The following is a 22121-nucleotide window of genomic DNA, read 5'->3' on the forward strand; positions in this document are numbered from 1 at the left end:
TCGGAACGCAAGTCTTCGGATGGGTTACAGCGGCTTAAACGGTCTGAGCAGAGCGCCTCTCGCGCCAAGCGATCGCTGCTTTCAAGCCTTCCTCCCTGCGGATCCGGTTGAATGCCTCTCGTTCCGGACCACCGTTCGCCTCTATGTAGATATCCAGCTCGAGGGCCTGCCGAAGGGCGGTACGCATGCCCATCACTTCGTAGCTGCGATTTATCGCCTGCTTAGACATCCTCACAGAAGCGCCAGAAGCGCTTGACATCGCAGCGGCGAGGTTGCGGGCCGTATCGTCAAGCGCGGCTTGCGCGACTAAGCGGTTAACCAGGCCGATCTCGTAGGCACGTTGGCTGGTGAGCTTGTCGAGGCCGGTGAGCACAATCTCCTTCGCCATCTTCGGCCCAGTGAGCCAAGGTAAAAGCAGCGCTACGACACCAGAGCCAAACTTCACTTCTGGTTCACCGAGCATCGCTGTATCGCTCGCAACGGTCAGATCGCAGGCCATGGCCAACTCGAAGCCGCCGCCCAGGCAATGGCCGTGCACCGACGCTACAGTGGGCTTGGGGCAATCCCAGAACCTCATGATAAGATCGAAATCCACCTGAAGGAACTGCCGCCACTGTGCGAGCGTCACATCACCTCGTGCGGCTGATTCCTTGAGGTCGAACCCAGCAGAAAAGGCGCGTCCGCGTCCTGACAGGAGAATTACGTTTACCTCTGGGTCGGTCTCAGCGAGGTCCAAAGCTAGGTTCAGCTCCGCTAGCATAGTGCTGTTGATTGCGTTCAAAACTTCGGGGCGGTTAAGACTGATCTCCGCTATATGGTCTCGAACTTCATAAGTAATTGCGTCAAATTTGGTGGCGTCGGTCAACTGATATTCCTTCTGTTAGCGGCCCGAGGCCCACTATGCAGGCCCCGGGACATTTGTTGTTAACCGAGCAGGAACTTCTGCCAGCGCTCTTCCCAGTCCGTCCAGTAGCGCGCTACTTCCTTGTCGTTGAACAAGATGGTGTCCTTGGCATTATCTGGGTGGGTCACCATAAACTTGGCCTGCTGTTCATCCGCAGTTGCAGCTGCTGAGGCGAGTGACGGACCATAGGTGCCCAACGGCACCAGTCGCTCTTGGGCTTCCTGAGTGATGCAGTAGTTGATGAGTTCCATCGCCACGTCTCGATAAGGCGTCCCTTTAGGAACAACGTAGGCGTTGCCCCATGCGATTGCGTCCTTGAATGTCATTGATACGGGGCTGCCTTCTGCCATCGCATCGAATATCCGGCCGCTCCAGGCTAAAGCCATAGTTACCTCCCCGGTCGAGAGCAACTGTGGCGGCTGCGCGCCAGAGTTCCACCACACGGCTATGTGCGGACGGATCTCCTCGAGTTTGGCCAAAGCCATCTCAATCTTCTCGTCTGTAGCTGGGTATATTTCGTCGCGTGGGACACCAGCTGCTGAAAGTGCAGCCTCGTAGTTATAGTACAATCTGGTATACAGGCTGCGCGGGCCGGGGAAATCCTTGACGTTCCAGAAGTCTTCCCACGATTGGGGCTCTTGGCCTGCGGGGAAGGCATTGGTGTTGAAAGCCAGCACAGATGCGCCAGTGCTGGTGTAGACACCGTATTCAGTGCGCCAGCTCGGATCGAGATGATCAGCCTTCACGATCGAGTAATCGATAGGCTCGAGGACCCCTGCCTCGGAGCCTTGGTAAATGAATTGACCACCCACATTAACCAAGTCCCATTCGACTGCGTTGGCCTCCACCATCGCCTTGATCTTGGCGTAGTTGGTAGGAGATACGTTCATTATTTCTTGGCCAGTCATCTCGCTGAACGGGGTCATGAAGGCCTTCTCCTCCGTTTCCGACAGCGCGCCGCCGAAAGAGCAGAAGATGAATGGTCGGTTTTGAGCCATGGCGCGTTGCGCCTGACCGAGTGAAGTTGCGCTCAGCAGACTCATGGCCGTAGCGGACTTGAGTAATTCTCTTCGATTGAACATAAGTTTTCCTCCTCTGTTCTAATTGACCGCCTAGTCCTTTGCCGGAAGCAGGCGGGTGTCCTCCGGTGCCCAAGTGACCCGGATGACAGCCCCAGGCTGGTGCGCTGGGGATTTCATTGCGCGCAGCCAGCCTTCTTGGCCGTCTGCAAACCGCAATTTCGTGGCGGTAAGCTCGCCCAGATAAACGACCTCTTCCACCACCACGCGAAGGCTGTTGCCGTCTGTTTGCGAGACGCGCAGCGCTTCGGGCCGTATCAGAAGCTGCGCCTCGCCCGGCGTGTTTTCCGCTTGGCCTTTCGCCGGGGTGGAGAATGTGCCTTCGTAGCCGCGTATACTGTAGGCGATCCTGTCCTTCTCGACGCCCAGCACTTTCACCGGCAGAAGGTTGGATTCGCCAAGAAACCGTGCGATGTAGGCGCTGTCAGGTTTCTCGTAGAGCTCGCCAGGCGTGCCAATCTGGACGATCCGACCATTGCGCATAATCGCCACACGGTCGGACATCACGAGCGCCTCCTCTTGATCGTGCGTCACGTATATAGTTGTGCGCGGCGATTTCGTGTGGAGACGGCGAATTTCGAGCTGAACATGCTTGCGCAATTGCCGGTCGAGCGCCCCGAGCGGTTCGTCCATCAGCAACAGATCCGGCTCGATGACCATGGCACGCGCCAATGCAACACGCTGTTGCTGACCGCCGGAAAGCTGATCTATGGCGCGCTCGCCGTAGCCGCCGAGTTGGACCATCTCGAGCGCTTCGTTGACTTGCCGCTGGAGTGCCATGCCCTTCACACCGCGGACTTTTAGGCCGTAGGCTACGTTTTCCGCCACACTCATGTGCGGGAAGAGTGCGTAGTTCTGGAACACCATGCCGATGTTGCGCGCGCGCGGGGGAAGGGCCGTGACATCCTGTCCGCCCAAAATCAGGCGACCGTCGTCTGGATCAAGGAAGCCGGCGACGATATTGAGCAGCGTCGTCTTGCCAGAGCCGCTCGGTCCAAGAAGGGTAAGGAACTCCCCTGGTTTGATCTCTAGATTGAGCGGGCGAAGGGCCTTTACCTCTCCGAAAGATTTGCAGATTTGCTCGAACCTGACCCCATGTGTCTCTTTGACGGCCATCTTACTGGCTCCCTTCTGCGGCGGAGTTGCGTTTGCGGGCGCTCAGACGAGTAAGGATGAACAGCACGACTGTGAATGTGAGAATGAGGGTTGAGCCGACGGCCGCGACTGGGGTGAACTCCACCCGGATCTGCTCCCAAAGTTTGACTGGCAGCGTCTTGGCACCGTAGCCGGCGATGAACAGCGAGATTACCACCTCGTCGAACGAGAGCACAAAAGCGAAAGCCCCGCCGCTCGCCACGCCTGGCCAGATTGCCGGTAGGGTTACCGTGCGAAACACATAACCCGGCCGCGCACCGAGACCCGAGGCGGCCCGCGCAAGATTAGGATCAAGCCTCTGGAGGGAAACGCTCACGTTGAGGAGCACGAACGGAACGCAGATCAGGGCATGGCTGAGCGCAAGCCCCGTTACCGTGCCGTAGAGGCCGATACTGCGGGTTACGTAGTAGAGCGCGATACTGATCATGATTACGGGCACGATCAGCGGCGAGAGCACCGCCCCGATGACGAAGGGGCGCATGCGCTTGGGCAGGCGTTCCACACCCAGCGCTGCCAGTGTACCGATCACCAGGGCGATTGCCGTCGTAAGCAGTGCCACCCGGATGCTGTTGAAGAGCGAGCTCATCCAGCCCCGATCTTCAATAAAGGCGCTGTACCACTGGAGACTCAATTCCTCAGGCGGGATTTTGATAAAGGAGGCCTGGTTGAACGAAGCCGGGACCACTGCGAAGATCGGCATTACCAGAAAGGCGAGAACTACGGCGCCTGCAATCTGGGTAAGAGCCTGTGAAGAAGGTTTGAACCGTCTCATTTAACCACCACCGAAGAGCCGAGAGAAACAAAGCGTGAGGTTACCGCTAATACGACGAGCACAATTACCAGTAGGATCACTGAGGCCGCCGCCGCCAGCGGCCAGACCAGCCGTTCATTAACAAAACTGTCGATCAGCATTGCCGCCGTGAGGTTGTGTGGTCCTCCAAGTAGGGCCGGAGTGATGTAGAAACCCAGCGCCAGCAGAAAAACAAACGTCGCCCCAGCGGTGACGCCGGGCAGGGTAAGAGGCAAAAAAATCTTGAAAAAGGTTGTGCGCCCTGAGGCCCCAAGGCTGTCGCTTGCCAAAAGCAGCCGCTGGTCGATCTTGAGCATCGAAGAATAGATCGGAAGCACCGCGTAAGGCAGCAGGACGTGTACCATTCCGATGTAGACGCCGAGATCATTGAAAAGCAACTTAAGTGGCTGGTCGGTGACGCCGAGGGTAATCAGAAAATTGTTGACCGGTCCGCTGCGTTCTAGCAGCAGCATCCAGCTAAAAGTTCGCACTAGTATGCTGATCCAAAAAGGCACGAGGATGCAGTAGAGTGCTATGCTGAACCAAAACCCTTTGACTCGCGTAAGTAGCCAGGCGGCAGGATAAGCGAGTATGGTGCAGATGATCGTGACGAGGACTGCCAACTTGAGAGTGTTGAAGAAGACAATGCGGAACACTTCGCTTGTCAAAATTTCTTGGTAAGCGGCAAAAGCACCGTCCTCGCCCTGAAAACTCAGAAGAATAAGTTGGCCTAACGGCCAGACGAACCAAACCGCAAGAAAGATCAATGCTGGTAGAAAAAGCAAGAATGTCATCGCAGCCCGGCCGAGTCTTTGGTCGTGTCCCCGCCAGGCATGCGTGGTTTCAACCCGGGTCATGTTTCAAATGCCTCCGAGTAAATACGCATGCCGTGCTTGCGGATGCGGCCACCCACTACGCTTCTTTGTATCTCCGAGGTGCCCTCCCAGATCCGGTCCACCCTGATATCCCGATAGAGGCGTTCCGCAGGGTTCTCGCGCATATAGCCGCGCCCGCCGAGTATCTGCACCGCCTTGTCAATTACGCGCCCAGAAGCCTCTGAGCAGAACAGTTTGAGCGCGCTGGCATGGGCGTGCACGCGTGAGCGGTCCGCACCCGCGTCAATTTCTGCGGCAACTCGATACAGCATTGACTTGGCGGCGAAGATATCTACCGCCATGTCCGCCAGCATAAATTCGATCCCTTGGAAATCACGAATTGCGCGGTCGAATTGGTGGCGTGAGGTCGCGAACTCATTAGCGATTTCTGCCGCGCGGGTGGCCGCGCCGATGGAATGCGCCGCGATCTGAAGTCGGGCTTCTACAAACCAGTCCTTCGTCAGTTCGAACCCTTGTCCGATCTCCCCAAGTTGGCGATCAGCCGCTACCGGCGTTTCATCGAAAATAAGCTCTGCATGGTCAAATGCGAAATTGTGCATGAACTTGGGAGACCGCACATGGGTCATGTTGAGCACCGGCTTGTCCACGAGGAAGAGGGTCGGCTTGTCCGGATCATCATCCACGTGAGCGTGCACGATAATAAAATCGCTGGCATTGTAGGAGGTGACGAACCATTTCTCGCCACTCAAATACCATTGCCCGTCGCGCATCACGGCTTTGGTTTTGACCCGACGGGGGTCGGAGCCGGCATCCGCCTCAGTGATGGCAAAGCAGCCGCGCCGCTCGCCGCAGGCAGAGGGGATGAGATAGTCATCGATTTGTGCCTGTGTGCCGAACTTGAGACTCACGGGTGGGCGCCAGACGCAGCTCCATAAACCGTTTGTTGCTCTGCCGAGCTGTTCCTCGACCAAGGTTTGCTCAACCATCGTAAGTCCCAGCCCGCCATGCTCGTGGCCAAGATTGATGCCAGCCAGTCCCCAGTCGCGCACTGCTTGACGGACGTCGGCACGCTTGTTCTCGGGCAACTCACCATGCTCATCCGTCACCTGCTCAAGCGGCTGTAAGACTTGCTCCACGAAATCCCGACCCAATTTCGAAAGTGCCTTTTGGCGGGGGTTAAACTCGAAATCCATGAGTGGTTGTCCTTGTCAAATATTGGGCGTGCGCGTGGCGCAAACGCTCAGCAGGGCATCAACGGCACGTATCCCGTCCGCCCTTGCAAAAAGAGGGTTCACATCCATCTCGAAAATCAAGTCGCCCAAGTCGGCGGCAAGCTGGGAAAAGCGCGAGAATGCTTGAGCGATGGCGTCCAAGTCGGCAGGGGGCACGCCACGGCCGCCACCTAGCTGTCGGCGGATTCGCAATTCGTCGATCATGCCACGCGCCTCGGCTTGGTCAAATGGTGGCAACGCAACGACCCGGTCCTCGAGCGCCTCGATCCAGATGCCGCCAGCGGCCATGATCACGAACGGACCAAATGTCTCGTCCTGAACCAACCCAAATGCGAGCTCAATGCCACTTGGCAACATTTCTTCGAGAATTGCTTGCGGTCCCAAACGCACGGCGATTTCACGATAGGCTAGTTCGATGCTGGCCATGTCTGTTAATCCGAGAAACACCCCGGCGACATCACTTTTGTGCTTGATGCCGGGTGCCGCCGTCTTGAGTACGAGGGGCAAGCCGACTTCGGGTACGGCGTTGCGCAGCGCCTCAAGCGTGTCCACTTCGACAACGCGGGGCGTGGCAATGCCGTAATCTGCAATAAGCGCCAGTGCTTCCGCTTCGCTCAAATCATTGGGTTCCGACAACCGGGTGCGCCAGCGGCTGACGATTTCTGGTGAGGTGGCTGGGAGAGACCCCCGGGATACCTTTTGACGGTCGCGGAAGGCGAACAATTCGCGGATCGCCTTCAGGCCCTCTTGCGAGCCCTCAATTACTGGCAGCCCTGCCTCAACGGCTTCGAGTGCAATGGTTCCATGCCGCACCCCGGCATAGTTAGAGACAATAATTGCGGGCTTATTGCTGCTCTTACTGACCCGGCGCAGTGCAGACAGAAAGCCGGTGGCTACGTAAGAGCCGTCGCGAATGTCTTGGAACAGCGCAAGTGCCCCAGTGGCTGGGTCGTCAATCAGCGCCTTCATGCAGTTCTCGACTTTACGCTCGAACTCATGCCCCGAACCCCACACGTCGAGCGGGTTTTCAGGCTTCAGGCCGCTGTCCAGATTGGCGCTTAGCTTGGCTTTGGTGGCCTTTGAAATGTCGGCGTAGAATACACCCTCACGCTCGGCCAGGTCCACGACCATCTCACGTTCGCCGCCGGAATCGTGCACACCCGCCAACAGGCCGTCAGGCAAGCGCGCCGCGTCGACCTTGGAGAAAATCTGCAGACAAGCCCCGAATTCGTCGAGGGTTGAGGTCGCCACCACGCCGTAGCTGCGGAAGACCGCCTCGTAGGCCGCCGCGTCGCCTGCGATTGCTCCGCTATGACTTGAGGCAAAATGTGCGCTTAGCTCCGTTTTGCCAACCTTGAGCACCACTACCGGTATGGATCGTTGTCGTGCACGCTCCAGCGCGGTGATGAAACGCGCCGGATCGCGCGCAGTTTCCTGGAATAGGCCGATCACTTTCGTTTCGGGCTGCTCAAGCGCCCAGAGCATGTAATCTTCGCTGCGCGTGGCAAGCTCGCGTCCTGTTGACACGCAGAACGAAAAGCGCAGCCTAGGGTGGTTATAAGCCAGCGCACTGAAGGCGGAGCCCGATTGCAGGATCAGCGCGATATTACCCGGCTTCAGAGGGATCGGTGAGGCATAACCATTGAGCCGCAACCCAATTGTAGGGTTTAAGAGCCCCATGCTGTTGGGACCGCATATGTGCAATCCTGCTTCTCGGGCCATGTCCGAGAGGCGATATAACAACTTGTCATCGCCCTGGTCTGACATGTCGCAACCGGTGAAAATGGTAGCGGCGCGCACGCCTTTTTCGATGGCCTCATGCAGGGCCTGCTCTATGCGCTGATCGGCCAACCCGATCACCACATGTTCCACCTGTCCGGGAATGCTGGCGATATCTGGGAAGCAAGGAAGTCCTGAAATCATAGATTCTTTGGGGTTTACCGGGTATAAAGCACCGGGATAGCCATCTACAGCCGCAGTGCTCACCATGATGTTGCCAAGAGTTTGCGGACGGTTTGAGGCGCCGATGAAGGCAACAGAGGTTGGCCGCAAAAGCGGGTCGAGCAGGTGCGGATGAACCACATGCGGCGCCGTTTCTGAAACGACTGCATTTACATTGTAGAGATTTGAAGACTCTTGCATCAATGGGCCTTTCCGGGTCCAATTGTCGTCTGTCCTAGGATTGAGGTTACGGGGGAGATTCTAATCTGTAACGTCACGAATACTCATTGCCCTATTACTCTGAGTTATGGGGTCAACTGGTCAAACCGAGGTTTTCATGTCGTTAAGATCGAAAGTGCCGAGCGCTGGTGCGCTATTTGTCTTCGAGGCGGCAGCCCGAAAGCTGAGCTTTTCGGAAGCCAGTCGGGAGTTCAACGTAACCCAACCTGCAGTGAGTAAAACGATCCGCCAACTTGAAGATCGGCTCGGTGTACCATTGTTCAATCGTACGTCGGGCGGGGTAGAGTTGACACGTCATGGCCAGATCCTAGCCGACGCGGTGGCTGGTGGCTTCCGTCAAGTGGAAGCGGCACTGGACGAGATCGAGCGAATGCGTGAAAGTCCGGCTTCTGTAACCGTTTCAGTAACTTCCGCGTTTGCGTTACATTGGTTCATGCCGCGATTGGATTGTTACCGTCAGGCACTGCCTGATATCCCAATTCGATTTCAGATCATACATGGGGAGCCGATTGGCCCATTGAACGGGGCCGACCTCGGGGTGCGCCACGATGAGGAAAAGAAACAGGCGTTCGACCGATGGTTCCTCCAGGAAGAGGTCGTGATTCCTGTGGCAAGTCCAGGGTACGTTGCAGCACATGGGGTGCTGGATGGCTGCAATACTCTAAAGGGCCACACGCTTGGACATCTCAACGAGCCACTGCGACTACCTTGGCGTAAGTACCTCGCGGAGATGGGATATGCTCCACCCGGCGACGCCTCTGAAATGCTATTTTCCGATTACGCGCTCCTGTTGCAGGCTGTGATCAAGGGGCAGTGCATTGGTCTCGGTTGGCGCTATGTGATCGCCCATGAGCTGGAGCAAAAAGGCTTAGTTCGCGCGGCTTCCCGGGAATACGTGACCGGGCTGAACTATTACATCGTGACCTCTTCGGACCGACCTTTGCGACCCGAAGTCGCCGCGGTGCGGGATTGGTTGCTGACGGAGGTCGGCGCCGACTTGCAGTAGCGAGGTGCCGGCTTTCAGCGGCCCTTAGCGACCAGTGCAAAAAAATCGGCACATTTCGTTTGATTTTTCAGTGAGACGTATGAAAGCTTCATCTCATCGCTCTCTTCAACACTGTGGGCCATCAGGTAATTCCATCTCGCGTGCCTTCCCGATGATACTATGGCCGCACGCTACTTCGGGGATTCGGCGGCACCGCCCCCATCGGCTGAAAAGCAGATCTACGGCGGACCTGCTTGCCCAACAGGGAAGTGTGACACTTCTACTTTGCAGATGTGGGACATTCTAACTTTGCTGTGAACTCACGCTGAAGCGCAATTTCTGTGGGGTCATTTTATCTGGATCATGGCCCTCCTTCCATCAGTTTTGCCCGGAATACCTCAGCCGGTGTTTGATACCCCAGACACTTGCGTGGGGTCGCGTTGAGGCGGTCACAGATTGACCTCAAATATCGATCTGTGAACGCCGTGGGATCAGCCTTGCGGGACAGGTAGCGGCGCAGGCGATTGTTGGTGTTCTCGACCGTTCCTTTTTGCCACGGCGACTGAGGATCGCAGAACCATGGTTCGACGCCCAGACCATCCTTTAGATGCTGCCATGCGCTGAACTCAGTGCCGCGATCAAAGGTGATGCTGCGACGCGCTTCAGCTGGCAGGGGAGACAGGTTGGCGATCAGGCTCTCCATCACCGGTTTTGACTGGCGATCCGGGTTCTTCAAAACGAGAGCAAACCGGCTGACACGCTCGACCAGAGACGTCACATTGGCTTTGCCAAACTCCTTGCGGAACATCACCAGGTCGCACTCCCAGTGACCGAACTGGTCACGTTCGGCTATCGCTTCAGGGCGGTGCGCGATGGCCAATTCATCAAGGATATGACGCCCATGATGCCTCCGAGTTCCACGTGGCCTGCGGCGATGGCGATGCATGGGTAAGTGGCGGTAGAACTTCTCAGCACGGCCGGCTTTTGAATAGGCATATCGATAGATCGTCTCGTGGCTCACACGCATCGGATGGCGTTCCAGGCGCATACGTCCTGCAATTTGTTCAGGGGACCATCCGGCGTCAAAACCACACCGCACGGCAGCCATGATCTCGGGATATAAGATCAGCTTGCGATGCACCGCACGGCGATCTTCGCTCCGATCCTGCGCGGCCAACGCATGATAGCCGTTCAACTCAGGTTGATCGTCGAAACGGCACGAGTTGCGCTTGATCTCGCGGTAGATTGTCGATGCATCTCTGCACAACCGATCAGCGATCTCTTTGATTGATATCTTCGCTTCAAGCCATTTGGCCAGATTACGCCGTTCGTCGAGGTTCAGGTGAGGGTAGCAGCGTCCCATAAATTAACTCCATGCAATTCAATACCTTGTTAAAGAAATTGCACTTCATTTGTGAATTCACCGGCGTACATCCATGTATCGCATAATGTTGATTATGTTAACTAAGTCATAAATACTGACATATGTGTTTGAAGTGCGGGTAGAACTATCCGCGAGCCACTCCTCATTATGCAACGACGCTCTGGAAACAGCAACACGCACCTGTCGGGCCGCGTTCTTCCGTATTTACTCGACTAATCTATGAGCTTCGCCCGCAGTGCAGCAGCGACGGCCCAACTGTTCGTCTTTCTGCCGCTCCGATCCCGTGCAGCTTTCAGTCGGACCTTTGCCGCTGAACTGGATATCCCGATTCTCTCGGCCGCCTGATCAATCGTCATATCATTGGCCAAACATTGCAGGACTTCCAGTTCCTTCGGGGAGAACATTTGCATGGCGTTGCAGGCGTCGATGAACTGGTCGAACCAGGTGGCCAGGCGCACCAGCTCATCATCGGTCAGTTCGCGATCGTCTCTTGCAACACTCAGGACCGACTTTCTGGTAGGGTATCCACGGCTAAACATCGCCCCGTATATCAGCCCATGGCGGCGTGATTTTCTGAACACGCCTGCAACATCCGGGAGGCGCACTTCCGACCACCGCTTGTTCCCGTTCTTCGCGAGGCCCCAAAGGAAAGCAGGATCCTTCAGGTGGTAGGAATTGCTATCATACTCCGTCCTCCAGGCCTCCGGATAGGTACTGTCGATAAACTCCGGGCCCTTTCTGGTGTGATTGACCATGATGAAAAACCCTTCGGTCCCGATAGAAAGGACCGGCTCTGCGTCCACCTTGAACAGCTGATCTGCTGCAAGAACGGGCAAAAGCTCATCTGACATCGTTTTTCTACCCGCACAACTTTAGCGTGTCTGGAGACAACAATATATTAGCCAGCAATGTCAATGTCCGCGTTCAGGCACCTGACCTGTGGTCAGGTACGTGGGTATCGGGGCGCAAAACCTGACCTGAGGCCAATTTTTGGGTCGTTGTATCGCCAAACCTGACCCCAGGTTTGATCTTTTAACATTCCTGCTCAAACCTTTGGACGACTGGCTCGGTCTTGTGCAGCTAAAGGACCATCGCGATCAGAAAGCAGGTTCCAATGTTGACAGATCAAATACCCCCCAGACCCAAACTAAGGGTGAATACCATCATGCAAGCCGTGCGAGCACGGGTGAGCAATTGTCAGGTCTCCGTGCTGAGCGCCGCTGAGGATCGGACAGGATTGATACCTGCCTTTCTTAAACTGCGTAAACAGATCTTTGTCGATCACCTGGGCTGGAACATTCCCCATAGCGCCGTTTTTGAGGCCGAGCAGTATGACCGCCCGGACAGTGTCTATGTCGTTGTCCATGACGGCTCAAACGTCCTCGCTGGGGCACGACTACTGAACACCACCAGCACTGATCCAGACGGCAGGTTCTCATATATGATACGGGACGCCTACCTTCACCGACTGCCCGGGTTGCCCCACGAGATCTGCGACACTGACCCATCTGTCGATCCGAAGGTCTGGGAACTGACCCGGCTAGTCACCTACCCCGGCATCCAACTCAGCGAACGCATCCTGCAGGCGACCGATCAGTTTCTGGCAAGTGTCGGCGCCGAGCAATGTCTCTTTCTGGGCTCCCCTGCGTTCATGCGGATGGCCAGTCGCATGGGTTATGCGACCCGTAAGCTTGGTGCCATTCAGCATAATCAGGATGGCTGCTTTCTTGCATTCTCAACGAATGTTCTGACCCCTCCCTCACGAACAGGAACACAGTGATGTATATATCCAATGCTTACCCCTCGGCGTCTCAATCCATCACTGCGTCTGAGGCGCTGCTGGCAACAATCGGTCTGGAACCTTGCGATCTGCTGAGGTTTGCATCGGGCAATGATGCCTCTGTTCCCGGGCATGTCGGATTTGGAACCGAGCTTTCACTAGAAGTCGAGCAAAAGATCATCATGTCGGTTAAACTCTGGTCGAAATTTTGCGCCAACATGGCGGAGCGATACGTGAAAGATTTTGCGGACATGCCGATTATCTTGATCAGCAATCCGTGCCCCGAAATGTGCCGGAGACATAGCATCCCTGACAGCCGCGATTTCCTATCCAGAACGCTTGGCCGGATCATCGAGAATATAGGACCTGACTATGTGGTGGATGTCGTGGATTGTCGCCTTGATCCGTTGACAGACCCGCTTCTGGCGGCACAGGCCGGACATTGGATTGAGTCTTTCTCCAAGCTGTCCCAAGAGGTCGCCATTCACTGTGGCCACCAGATCGCCGGGCCGCCTCCGAACAACTGATGCGTCGCAAGGCGGCCTGACACCGGTTGCGGCTTCCACACGACCCATCACATGAGCGTGTGGATTGGCTGTGGTTCTTCCGCACAACGCCAGAACAGAAGTTTTGCCGCTCATCAATGCCGTCCCGGCACCTGAGCGCTCGATCCCTTGCGCCCGGATGTGCGCGCTGCGGTCCGCAACACACCGTAACGAACACTGTCTCGCAGGATGCTCGATATGTGCATGAAACAACTATTCGCAGAGCCTGTCCGGGAAGGTCTCATCGAGATTTCCGGCGACACACATGTTGTCTGGCGCGATTATCGGTGGAACACGGGTCAGGTTGTCAGGTGGTGGTTCATGGACGCCGAAGAGGTCATCGCCTCCGAGATCCTGATCCGACCGGTCAGAATGGAACCCAAAGGCCGTCAGGATCAGTAAGAGATCCATTCTGAATGCTCGATGTCGCCCTCATAATTACCGAACTCGATCATGACCGCGCGATGAGCAGAGTTGCCCGGTTTGTGAGGGTCCGGATAGGGCACAACCTGATCATTGTCCGAGACAAACGCATTTGGCCAAGGTGTCGCTGACCGGTTCTCGAAGATTATGTTTCGGCAGCCACTGTTCTCATGATCACAGGAGCGAAATGACCAACTCCAGCGTCGGTCTCCATTGCGATCCTCAAAAGCGCGGCCCTCAAACCAATGGATCCGTATCCGGTGGAGCCAGGCATACTCAGGCAAGGAAATATCCAGCTCCGATTCCAGTCCCGGCGTGCCGAGACTGGTCGGGGCAGCAGCGAAAGTACACACCCCGAACGGCGGCGAGACCGGGATCGGTGTGATGCGCTGGATCATCGTCTGATAGGCATGGCCACACACAGGACTTGGCGGAAATCCCCCCGCCATACAGAGAATAATCGCGCAGTCGATGTCATAAGCCAATGCCTCTCCTGTGGAGCCAAATGCCGCCACAGATCCGATTGCCACTGTCATCATGAGTTTCTTCACAGCACGCTCCCTGTCCGTTTCGGCGATTATTATTCAATATGTTATTTTCTGCAATATGTCGTATTGACTCATTGTGTCTTTATGCCATTAATGACTCGCACTAGAAGGGCTTTCACTGGGAGAGTCCAAATGCCGATAGCGCGCAATCAGATCCTGATCACCATTGATGGTGTCAAAGACCTTCAGGAGAGGGGCGTTGCATTCCGCTGCCGGTATGAGCTCGTGGGGTTCACGGACGATGGCAAGCCGCGCTATCAATGCATATATCTGCGCGCGGGCGAGCCTGAGGCTATCCTTGTGTCCACCCGCATCACACCGCTTGGACCTGAGCCGCGGTATTTCAACATCTGGCCGGGGCTGTTCAAACATCATCTCGAGTTCGGTGACGGGCGCGATCTGCGCTTTGGCCCTGAGTACAGCATCGCCTTCGAGGGCGACGGCTGACGTCATTGTCTTTGGCGCGGACGGCTCGGCGCGCATATCCGGCTGGGTATTCCACGGTGAACGCCCAACCTGGGCCGGCTTTGATCGCTCGACCGGGACGGCGCACGCTCCGCGCACGCCGAAGAAGACACCGCAACCGGAAAATGTCACAAGCCCTTCCTTGCGCGTGGGGATTCTGAAGCTCATTCGCGAAACCTCCGCACGCCACCAGCACGACGATGCACTGGCCCGGGCAGGTCTGAACGCCAAGGGCTGGCACATCCTCTTTCAAGCCATGATCGAGGCCGAAAGCAGCTACAATCCGACAGCCGTGAGCCCGAAGGGGGCCTATGGTCTCGGCCAACTCATGCCGCAAACCGCACGCTCCCTCGGCGTCGACCCGCGTGATGTCGCGCAAAACCTTGATGGCGCGGCGCGCTACCTGCTCGCGCAACTGTCCACCTTCCAGAACATTGACCTTGCACTGGCAGCTTATAACGCCGGCCCTCATCGGGTGGTCGAATATTCCGGCGTCCCGCCGTTTGCGGAAACCCGCGACTATATCGCGCGTATTCACCGTATTCGCAATCGACTGACAGGCCAGCCTGTTTCGCAGCCCTCCGTCCATCTCGCAAACCGGAGACCCGAGCGCCCTCCGGTCCACATCGACCTAAACTGATCAAGAGAGGCCCTATGCCGAGATATCGACTACGTCGTCTTTTGTCCTTTGTTGCGGCCCTTGCTGCCGTGGCAACACCTGCCGTCGCGCAGGACCTGTCTCCTATACAGACCATGTTGGAAACCGTTGAGGCGGCGCTGACCGGGCCGATCGGCATCGCCGTCTCCACCCTCGCCGTTATCGGCACCGGCTTCATGTGCATGATGGGACGGCTCAACTGGGGCTGGTTCGCCTCAGTGATTATCGGGATTGTGTTAATCTTCTCCGCTGGTACCATTGTCGACGGGTTCACCTGAGCCCATGGCAGAGCGATCCTCCCTCTTCCAGGGTCTCGCAAGGCCACCGAAGTACCTCGGCCTCCCCGTCGGATACCTGCTGGCTCTTGCGATGGGGGTTGTTCTGCCCTTCATCTGGACAGGATCCCTGATCTTTTTGCCTCTGGGGATCATCGCCTATCCGATCCTATGGTTCGTCGCCGACAAGGAGCCACATTTCTTCGAAGTGCTGCGCGTGTCCTACGGCATAGTGCGCCCGACGAAGAACCGCCGTCTACACGGGGGCGACAGCTTTGGCGCTTGATGCGAGCTTCCTCTCCAATCCCGGTAGCGCTCTTTTGGGAGCAGGCGGCCGTGACTTCACGCGCGAGAGCTATCTCGCCGAACATCTGCCGTATTTTGCACTGGCAGGCGACGATGTGATGGTGCTGCGCGAGGGCGACCTGATGGCCACCCTGCGCCTCGACGGGCTGAACCCGATGACGACGGAGGACGCGCACCTCGATGCGCTCAAAAGAGCCGTCGCGGCCATCGTCGCCCAGACCGGCAATGCCTTCGGCTTCTACATTCACCGGATCTCCGTGCCGCAAGACCTCGCAATGCGGACCATCGAGAGCGGCAGCTTCGCCGCCGCGATAGACGCTCGCTGGCAGGCTCATGTCAGAGACCTCCGACCGGCCAAGCGCCACCTTTATCTCAGTGTCATCCGGCGACCCGACATCTCGGCGCGCATTCCACTTCTCCGCAATCTCGCCCGCAAGGCCTGGGTCAAAGATCGCGCGTCGCGCATGCAGGAGTTGAACGAGGTCATCGGCTTCTTCGAAGTGACGCTCGCCTCCGCCAACCCTGTCCGGTTGACCAGACAGGGCGGCGAGTGGCTGGGTTTTCTCAATACGCTGAATGCGGGCAGCTTCTCGCCCGTAGCCGTCTGCCAGAGCGCCCTGCCCCTGTCGCATACCCTGAGCACTTGCCGGGCCACGTTTGGCGGCAACGTGGTCACCCTGAGCGATGTCATCACGGGCGCGGTCAAATACGGCGCGCTCTTCTCATTAAAGAGCTATCCGGCTCTCACGGACGTCACGCTCCTGGACGCGCTCGACTTGCCCCTCGACATCGTGCTCACCAACTCCTTCAGCCCGATCCCGAACAACATCATGGCCGAACGTATCCAGCGGATCATCCGCCAGATGCAGGCCTCCGAGGATGCTGCCGTGTCCTTGCGCGATCAACTCGGCCAAGCGGCCGATGATCAGGAGGCAGGACGCATCGCCTTTGGTGATCATCACCTCTCGATCGCGGTCTACGCGTCGGAGCGCGACACGGTTGAGCGCGCCGCGGCGCAAATCAAGCGCGTCGGCCAGGAGATGATGGCGGTGATCGTGCGCGAGAGCATGGCGCTGAAGGCGACGTACTTCGCGCAAAGCCCCGGCAATTTCGGCTACCGGGCCCGCAAGACCCCGATCTCCTCCATCAACTTCGCCGATTTCGCCGCCCTGCACGGCAGCGTCGAGGGGCGGGGTCCAGATCAATCGCCCTGGGGCCAGGCCATCTCGGTCCTGCCCACGGTCGGCACTTCCGGGTATCGCTTCAATTTCCACGAGGCAGGAAGTCCAGACAAAGAACCCACTGTCGGCCACACGCTCGTGCTGGGGCGCACCGGCAGCGGCAAAACGCTGACGGCGGCCTTTCTTGCGGCCCAATCCCAACGGGTCGGCGCGCGGCTCTTTTTCTTCGACAAGGATCGTGGCCATGAGATGGCAGTCCGTGCACTCGGCGGCCGCTACAACGAGATCCGCGCGGGCGTGGCGACGGGCTTGAACCCGCTGATGACCGAGATCGACGAGCGGGGCCGCGCCTGGCTCTCGGACTGGCTCGCGACGCTCCTCTCCCGTGGCGGCACTCTCACCGGCGAGCAGTCGCGCCACATCCAGAGCGCGGTGTCCCAGAATGCCTATGCCGGCGGCGCGCTCCAGCGCTTCGCCAGCTTCGAGACGCTGTTTCAATCCCTCGATGACGAGGGCGAGTTGCAAGCCCGCGTTGCCGAATGGGCTCCGGGCGGGCGCTACGGCTGGGTCTTCGACGAGCCCGTGCATGGGCGCGGCCTCAAGATGTCGGGCGACATCATCGGGTTCGACATGACCGAGATCCTGGACATGACCACCGAGCGCATGGTGGTGCTCTCCTACATCTTCCGCCAGATCGAGCGGCTGGTGGAAGACCGCCGCCCCACCATCATCGTTTTAGACGAGGCCTGGAAGCTGCTCGACGATCCCTACTTCGGGGCGCGGCTGGAAAACTGGCTGGTGACTCTCAGGAAGATGAACTGCGTCGTGATCATGATGACGCAGTATCCGAGCCAGTTGCGCGACAGCCGCGTCGGCAAGACCATCGTCGAGACGGTGCCGACCCAGATCCTCTTCCCCAACGATCGGGCCACCGTCTCGGATTACGACTTCCTGCGCGTGAACGCCAAGGAGGCCGCCCTGCTCGTCCAGCCCACCTTAGGCCAGCGCATCGCGCTGGTCCGCTCGGCGGGCGACAGCGTCTTCATTGATGCGGACCTTTCCGCGCTTGGAGACCTCCTTCCCATCCTAGGTGGCGGCGCCACCGGCGAGGCGCGCGTGCCGGCCGATTGGCGCGCCAACCCCGATTTCTGGAGAAATGTGAAATGAGTTTGAAACCCCTCCTCGCGCTTTGCGTCACCGCAGGCCTTCTGTCCGCCTGCGAGACATATACCGAGAAAACCTCACCATGCCTCAAGCGGAGCGGCGACACACAGGTCAGCCGCACGTCTCTCTCGTTTTCGACCAAGGGCGGCGTGGACCTGTCCAGAACCAAGTCAGATTGCACCTTCACGCCCCTGCCGCGCCCAAAATGACACGCGGCACGATCATATCCGCCGGGCTCTGCCTTGGCCTCGGCACCTTGCCTGCGCATGCCCAGGGCGTACCGACGCAGGACAACTCCGCGATTGGCCGCGCCATCGCCCGGGTGACGGCACTTGCCGAGGATCTTGGCGTACAGCAAGACAAGGACAGGACCAAGACTTCGCTGGCGGACGTGCAGGCCGACCAGCTGCGCGTCCTCAAGAAGATGACCGCTGCGATCACAGGTCCCGGCTTAGATATCCGCGCGCTCGAGGGCAATGCCGATTTCGGGGCAGCGGCGGTCTATCCCAACGCCGATCCGAGTCCGATGAACAGCCGGCTTTTCGGCGAGGGCCGCGAGACGGTCGAGATGATGATCGTCGAGGTCGCAGGCGAGTTCGCAGGTGCCCCCGGCGTGGCCCGCGCCGGGCTGTCGACCACACAGTGGCGGTGCCTCTTCCAGGCCCTGATCAAGCAGGAGAGCCGCTTCAACCTCACCGCCGAAAGCCCCGTCGGCGCCTATGGGCTCACCCAACTCATGCCCGGCACGGCTACCGACATGGGCGTCGATCGCTTTCAGCCGATGGACAATCTCCGCGGTGGTGCGCGCTACATCACCACCCAGCTCAATCAGTTCGGCAACATCCCGCATGCGCTCGCGGCCTACAATGCAGGGCCGGGCCGGGTCATGGACTATGGCGGCGTGCCGCCCTTTGCTGAGACCCAGGGCTATGTCCGCAACATCTCGAAGTTCTACAATGAATACCTCGCCGTGGTGGGCGGCGCCGACGCGCTCGGCACGCTTTCTCCTTCCGACTTTGCGCTGGCCGAGTATGCGAGCATCTCGGAGGCAGGTGTCTATTATGCCGCGAGCAGCCATGCCACCACGGAACAGGTCATCAACCGACTGCGCGCGATCATCCTGCAGATCGACGCGCAGCAGGGTGCCAAGGCGGCCTGGGAGCTCAACACCTACGCCAAGGCCGAGATCGGCCGCATCCTCAACCTTCGCGTCCGGCTGATGGCCGCAGGTCAGCAGCGCGCGGCGACCTATGCGCAGCACCTCGTGGCCGACCGGCTGGCCGAGCGCGACTTCATGCAGATGGGAGTTCCCGAATGAGACGATTTTTTCTGGTGACCGCCGCTGTCCTCTCGCTCGGATGCGGCGGCCCCGCCACCGCTCAGGGCGTGCCGACCTTCGATGCCTCGCAACTTGGCCAACTCGTCGCCCAGCTTGAACACATGGCCGAGGATCTGAACGTCCAGATGCAACAGCTCGCCACAATGAAACTCGAACTCGAAACCCAGCTGTCGCAGTTGACCAATCTCGACGCGCAACTGACGTCGCTGATTGACGGCAGCGGGCTGGGCGAGCTCTTCGCCACGGTCGAAGAGTTCCGTGCCCTACGCGGCACGCTGGTGGCCCCTCTCAATACGGCGGAGTCGCTCGCGAGCGGTGATTTCCTGAGCGGGTTCAATCCCGGCGCTGAACTGTCTGCTTCCGTCGAGCGGGTGCTGTCTGGCAGCGGCTTCACCTCGGACCGCCTGGGCGCGCTCTCGGGCTCAGACCAGCCAGCCGACAACCGCATTGCCACTTCCGCTGGCGCAAGCGCCATGCTGTCCGTCGCGGCACAGGAAAGCCATGAGAAAGCAGGGCAAAGCTTTGAACGGCTCGAAACCATGGTCGGGCTCATCGACGATCAGGACGGCTTGAAAGCCGCGGTCGATCTCAACACCCGCGTCACCGCGGAGCTCGGCATCATCCTGACCCAAATCTGGCGACTGGAAGCGGCGCAGGGCGTCAGTGCTGGTCAACTTGGCGTCGTCGATGCCGCGACCCTCGCTGATGAGCGCAAGTTTCGGTCGATGGCGGTGGATCAATAAGAAGGAGAATAGCAATGACCATAATGTCCGCGAAGATGCTCTGTATCTTGACGGCTTCCCTGTTGGTTGGACCACTCCCAACATTCGCCGATTCATCGACACCAGATCCTACTGCACAAAGGTCCTTCTCTTCCATGACGGTTGCACCGGACGAGGTTGGGGCTTGTCGCGCCCCAAAACCTCCCATGGACCTCGCTGAGACGGCCTATATTCGGAATGGCTACCGCGCAATCATGAGACTGATGGCTGCTGAGAAATGGCACGAAACAAAGTCGTGTGAATGCTTTATGAACACTATTTCGTGGGAGGAAGTTGTCGAGAAGTCAGACGCATTCAGAGTTTCCGACGACGTCCGCCGACCTTTTGATGTGTCCGACCTGAGGCTACGAGCGGATGCGATGCTGGCTCGGCGTGATGAGGCCTGCGCAAACTAATGGGCATCATACGTGACATCCTGGATCAGGTAGATGTTGCGGTGAACACCGTGGCGCAGGACGGATTTATCTCTTCGGCAGCCTCGGTCGGCAACATCATCTCGGCGGGCGCGACACTCCTCCTTGTGCTTCTGGGGATCAACGCGGTGATGCAGCTTCGCCCCCTGCCCCTTGGCGTCGGCTTTGCCTTTGGCATGAAGGTAGCCTTGGTGGGAGTATTCGCGCAGAGCTGGGACAATTTCAGCGTGATCTATGACATCGTCACGGACGTTCCAGAGAACATTGGCGCAGCCATCCTCGATTTGACCGCAACCGGCGACGAGGCTGGTATCTATGAAAGTCTCGACAGCATGGTCGCCCGCATCACCGCCTATGGCGATACAATCGGCGACCGCGCGGGCTGGGTCTTTGGCGCGGTTCTGGGCGCCATCTTCTTCGTCCTCTCGGCGGTCTTTGCCGCCGTCACCGCCGGGATCATCGCCTTCGCCCGCATCGTCTTCGCGCTGATGATCGTCATCGCCCCTTTCATGATCGTGACTTCGCTCTTCAAGCCAACCCAATCTCTCTTCGAGGCCTGGACCCGCGCCACCATCGGCTATGCGCTCATGCCCGTCGCCGCCGCAGGTGCCGCCGGTATAATCGTCGCCATTGCGGAAGCCATCGGGGACGCCTCTGCCGACCCAAACGATGTGGAGACCGTCAGCCTCATCCTGCCCTTCCTTGTCATCCTGATCCTCAGCGCCGGGATCATGGCCTCGGTTCCCTACATCGCCTCCAACCTCACAGGCGTCGTCGGCATCGCCTCAAACGCCGTGGGCCTGACGGGCCTCGCGCGCCAGGGACTCATAGACACGCGCCAGTACGGCACCGGCGCGGCCTCCCGCCTCGTTACCGGCAAATCCCCCCACGAGCTGAACCAGATGGCCAACGCTGGCGTGGTGAACACCGGCGAGATCATCCGCCACAGCCCCGGCGCGCTTCTGTCGGTCGCCAAAGCCTTCCGGAAACCCTGATTTGAAAGACGTCTGACATGACGAAAACCGCAACCCATTCCGCGAGCCACGAACGCGACGCCTTCGAGGCGGATTTCATCTACGGGCCGAGGCGGCGCGAGCGCTTTGCGTGGTTTGTCGCCGCCGCGGGCATACTGGTTGGCGTGGCTGGCATGGTCGCGGGCGCGAGCCTCTTTCCGCTCAAATCCACCGAGACCTTCGTCGTCGTGGTCGACAAGAAAACTGGCGAGATGGACCGGGTGGCCGCGGTTCAGGCGCTGACGCTGTCGGAGAGCGATGCCATTATTCAGGCCAATCTCGTGGCCTATGTCGATGACCGCGAAACCTATGACCTGATCGATGGCGAGCAACGCATCAACTCGGTCCTCGACCGCTCAGATGGTGACGCCGCCCGCTCGCTGCGCGATCTCTGGTCCTCAACCAACGAGGATTATCCGATCTCCGTCTATGGCCGTGACGCCACGATCGATGTGGTGATCAAGTCGGTAAACCAGATCGAACGCGGCGTGGCCCAGGTCCGCTTCACCCGCACGCTCCGCCGTCCTCGCGACACCCGCACCGTGACCCGGTCTTACGTCGCCACCGTCGGCTACGACTTCCAACCCGAAACCCGCCAGCGCCTTCAGGATGTCTGGGCCAACCCCTTGGGCTTCGTGGTGACCTCCTACCGCGTCGACGCCGAGACCCTGGAGAACTGAACA

The 22121-nt window shown here is 58.6% G+C and carries 24 protein-coding genes; 14 read left to right on the forward strand and 10 right to left on the reverse strand.

All coding sequences use genetic code 11. The features are described from left to right. Positions 1-34: 34 nt before the first annotated feature. The 7 genes from ROS217_RS19960 to ROS217_RS19990 are packed head-to-tail and all read right to left on the reverse strand — an operon-like array spanning position 35 to position 8138. On the reverse strand, positions 35-865 hold the full coding sequence (locus ROS217_RS19960; protein ID WP_198134932.1) for an enoyl-CoA hydratase/isomerase family protein: 831 nt from the start codon (positions 863-865) through the stop codon (positions 35-37). 59 nt (positions 866-924) lie between these two features. Then, complete coding sequence (locus tag ROS217_RS19965) at positions 925-1986, reverse strand: ABC transporter substrate-binding protein (protein WP_009819626.1); 1062 nt, start codon at positions 1984-1986, stop codon at positions 925-927. A gap of 30 nt (positions 1987-2016) precedes the next feature. Beyond that, positions 2017-3099 carry an ABC transporter ATP-binding protein gene (locus ROS217_RS19970; protein ID WP_009819627.1) on the reverse strand — a complete coding sequence of 361 codons (1083 nt, stop codon included), beginning with the start codon at positions 3097-3099 and terminating at the stop codon, positions 2017-2019. Between the two features lies 1 nt (position 3100). After that, positions 3101-3910: an ABC transporter permease gene (locus tag ROS217_RS19975; RefSeq protein WP_040651925.1), complete on the reverse strand. Its 810-nt coding sequence runs from the start codon at positions 3908-3910 to the stop codon at positions 3101-3103. Further along, positions 3907-4785, reverse strand: a complete 879-nt coding sequence (locus ROS217_RS19980; RefSeq protein WP_009819629.1) for an ABC transporter permease — start codon at positions 4783-4785, stop codon at positions 3907-3909. The genes ROS217_RS19975 and ROS217_RS19980 overlap by 4 nt, the downstream gene beginning before the upstream one ends. Continuing rightward, positions 4782-5957 carry an acyl-CoA dehydrogenase family protein gene (locus ROS217_RS19985; RefSeq protein ID WP_009819630.1) on the reverse strand — a complete coding sequence of 392 codons (1176 nt, stop codon included), beginning with the start codon at positions 5955-5957 and terminating at the stop codon, positions 4782-4784. The genes ROS217_RS19980 and ROS217_RS19985 overlap by 4 nt, the downstream gene beginning before the upstream one ends. A gap of 15 nt (positions 5958-5972) precedes the next feature. After that, positions 5973-8138: an acetate--CoA ligase family protein gene (locus tag ROS217_RS19990; RefSeq protein WP_009819631.1), complete on the reverse strand. Its 2166-nt coding sequence runs from the start codon at positions 8136-8138 to the stop codon at positions 5973-5975. A gap of 136 nt (positions 8139-8274) precedes the next feature. Between ROS217_RS19990 and ROS217_RS19995 the strand changes: the two genes are divergently transcribed. Continuing rightward, complete coding sequence (locus ROS217_RS19995; RefSeq protein WP_198134933.1) at positions 8275-9183, forward strand: LysR substrate-binding domain-containing protein; 909 nt, start codon at positions 8275-8277, stop codon at positions 9181-9183. Positions 9184-9523: 340 nt separating this feature from the next. Here the strand turns inward: ROS217_RS19995 and ROS217_RS20000 are convergent, their stop codons facing one another. Further along, positions 9524-10525 carry an IS30-like element ISRssp4 family transposase gene (locus ROS217_RS20000; protein WP_009817807.1) on the reverse strand — a complete coding sequence of 334 codons (1002 nt, stop codon included), beginning with the start codon at positions 10523-10525 and terminating at the stop codon, positions 9524-9526. Between the two features lie 233 nt (positions 10526-10758). Continuing rightward, positions 10759-11397: an autoinducer binding domain-containing protein gene (locus tag ROS217_RS20005; protein ID WP_009819633.1), complete on the reverse strand. Its 639-nt coding sequence runs from the start codon at positions 11395-11397 to the stop codon at positions 10759-10761. Between the two features lie 263 nt (positions 11398-11660). On the opposite strand from ROS217_RS20005, the gene ROS217_RS23255 reads away from it, so the two are divergent. The 3 genes from ROS217_RS23255 to ROS217_RS23260 all read left to right on the forward strand — a co-directional run bounded on the left by ROS217_RS23255 (position 11661) and on the right by ROS217_RS23260 (position 13273). Further along, positions 11661-12326 (forward strand): acyl-homoserine-lactone synthase, encoded by a 666-nt coding sequence (locus ROS217_RS23255; RefSeq protein WP_009819634.1) that lies wholly within the window; start codon positions 11661-11663, stop codon positions 12324-12326. After that, entirely contained in the window at positions 12326-12853 is a 528-nt protein-coding gene (locus ROS217_RS20015) for a hypothetical protein (protein WP_009819635.1), read from the forward strand. The genes ROS217_RS23255 and ROS217_RS20015 overlap by 1 nt, the downstream gene beginning before the upstream one ends. A gap of 222 nt (positions 12854-13075) precedes the next feature. Continuing rightward, the gene (locus ROS217_RS23260; RefSeq protein WP_050766468.1) at positions 13076-13273 is read left to right on the forward strand and encodes a hypothetical protein; all 198 of its coding nucleotides are present in this window, start codon (positions 13076-13078) and stop codon (positions 13271-13273) included. On the opposite strand, the gene ROS217_RS20025 is transcribed toward ROS217_RS23260, so the two are convergent. After that, the gene (locus tag ROS217_RS20025; RefSeq protein WP_040651929.1) at positions 13267-13845 is read right to left on the reverse strand and encodes a hypothetical protein; all 579 of its coding nucleotides are present in this window, start codon (positions 13843-13845) and stop codon (positions 13267-13269) included. The genes ROS217_RS23260 and ROS217_RS20025 overlap by 7 nt on opposite strands. Before the next feature lie 129 nt (positions 13846-13974). Between ROS217_RS20025 and ROS217_RS24780 the strand changes: the two genes are divergently transcribed. From ROS217_RS24780 to ROS217_RS20080, 10 genes are all read left to right on the forward strand, one after another. Beyond that, on the forward strand, positions 13975-14289 hold the full coding sequence (locus ROS217_RS24780) for a hypothetical protein (protein ID WP_009819638.1): 315 nt from the start codon (positions 13975-13977) through the stop codon (positions 14287-14289). Further along, on the forward strand, positions 14249-14947 hold the full coding sequence (locus ROS217_RS24785; protein ID WP_368072260.1) for a lytic transglycosylase domain-containing protein: 699 nt from the start codon (positions 14249-14251) through the stop codon (positions 14945-14947). The genes ROS217_RS24780 and ROS217_RS24785 overlap by 41 nt, the downstream gene beginning before the upstream one ends. A 14-nt stretch (positions 14948-14961) precedes the next feature. After that, positions 14962-15243 carry a TrbC/VirB2 family protein gene (locus tag ROS217_RS20040; RefSeq protein WP_040651931.1) on the forward strand — a complete coding sequence of 94 codons (282 nt, stop codon included), beginning with the start codon at positions 14962-14964 and terminating at the stop codon, positions 15241-15243. Positions 15244-15247: 4 nt separating this feature from the next. Further along, positions 15248-15526 (forward strand): type IV secretion system protein VirB3, encoded by a 279-nt coding sequence (locus ROS217_RS20045; protein WP_009819641.1) that lies wholly within the window; start codon positions 15248-15250, stop codon positions 15524-15526. After that, on the forward strand, positions 15516-17894 hold the full coding sequence (locus ROS217_RS20050) for a type IV secretion system protein B4 (RefSeq protein ID WP_040651933.1): 2379 nt from the start codon (positions 15516-15518) through the stop codon (positions 17892-17894). The genes ROS217_RS20045 and ROS217_RS20050 overlap by 11 nt, the downstream gene beginning before the upstream one ends. Beyond that, entirely contained in the window at positions 17891-18100 is a 210-nt protein-coding gene (locus tag ROS217_RS20055) for a hypothetical protein (RefSeq protein WP_009819643.1), read from the forward strand. The genes ROS217_RS20050 and ROS217_RS20055 overlap by 4 nt, the downstream gene beginning before the upstream one ends. Further along, positions 18097-19209, forward strand: a complete 1113-nt coding sequence (locus ROS217_RS20060; RefSeq protein ID WP_009819644.1) for a transglycosylase SLT domain-containing protein — start codon at positions 18097-18099, stop codon at positions 19207-19209. The genes ROS217_RS20055 and ROS217_RS20060 overlap by 4 nt, the downstream gene beginning before the upstream one ends. Then, positions 19206-19973 carry a type IV secretion system protein gene (locus ROS217_RS20065; RefSeq protein ID WP_009819645.1) on the forward strand — a complete coding sequence of 256 codons (768 nt, stop codon included), beginning with the start codon at positions 19206-19208 and terminating at the stop codon, positions 19971-19973. The genes ROS217_RS20060 and ROS217_RS20065 overlap by 4 nt, the downstream gene beginning before the upstream one ends. 433 nt (positions 19974-20406) lie before the next feature. After that, positions 20407-21420, forward strand: a complete 1014-nt coding sequence (locus ROS217_RS20075) for a type IV secretion system protein (protein WP_009819647.1) — start codon at positions 20407-20409, stop codon at positions 21418-21420. A 17-nt stretch (positions 21421-21437) separates the two neighbouring features. After that, the gene (locus tag ROS217_RS20080; protein WP_009819648.1) at positions 21438-22118 is read left to right on the forward strand and encodes a virB8 family protein; all 681 of its coding nucleotides are present in this window, start codon (positions 21438-21440) and stop codon (positions 22116-22118) included. Positions 22119-22121: the final 3 nt, after the last annotated feature.

This window comes from Roseovarius sp. 217 (assembly GCF_000152845.1).
Classification (GTDB): Bacteria; Pseudomonadota; Alphaproteobacteria; order Rhodobacterales; family Rhodobacteraceae; genus Roseovarius.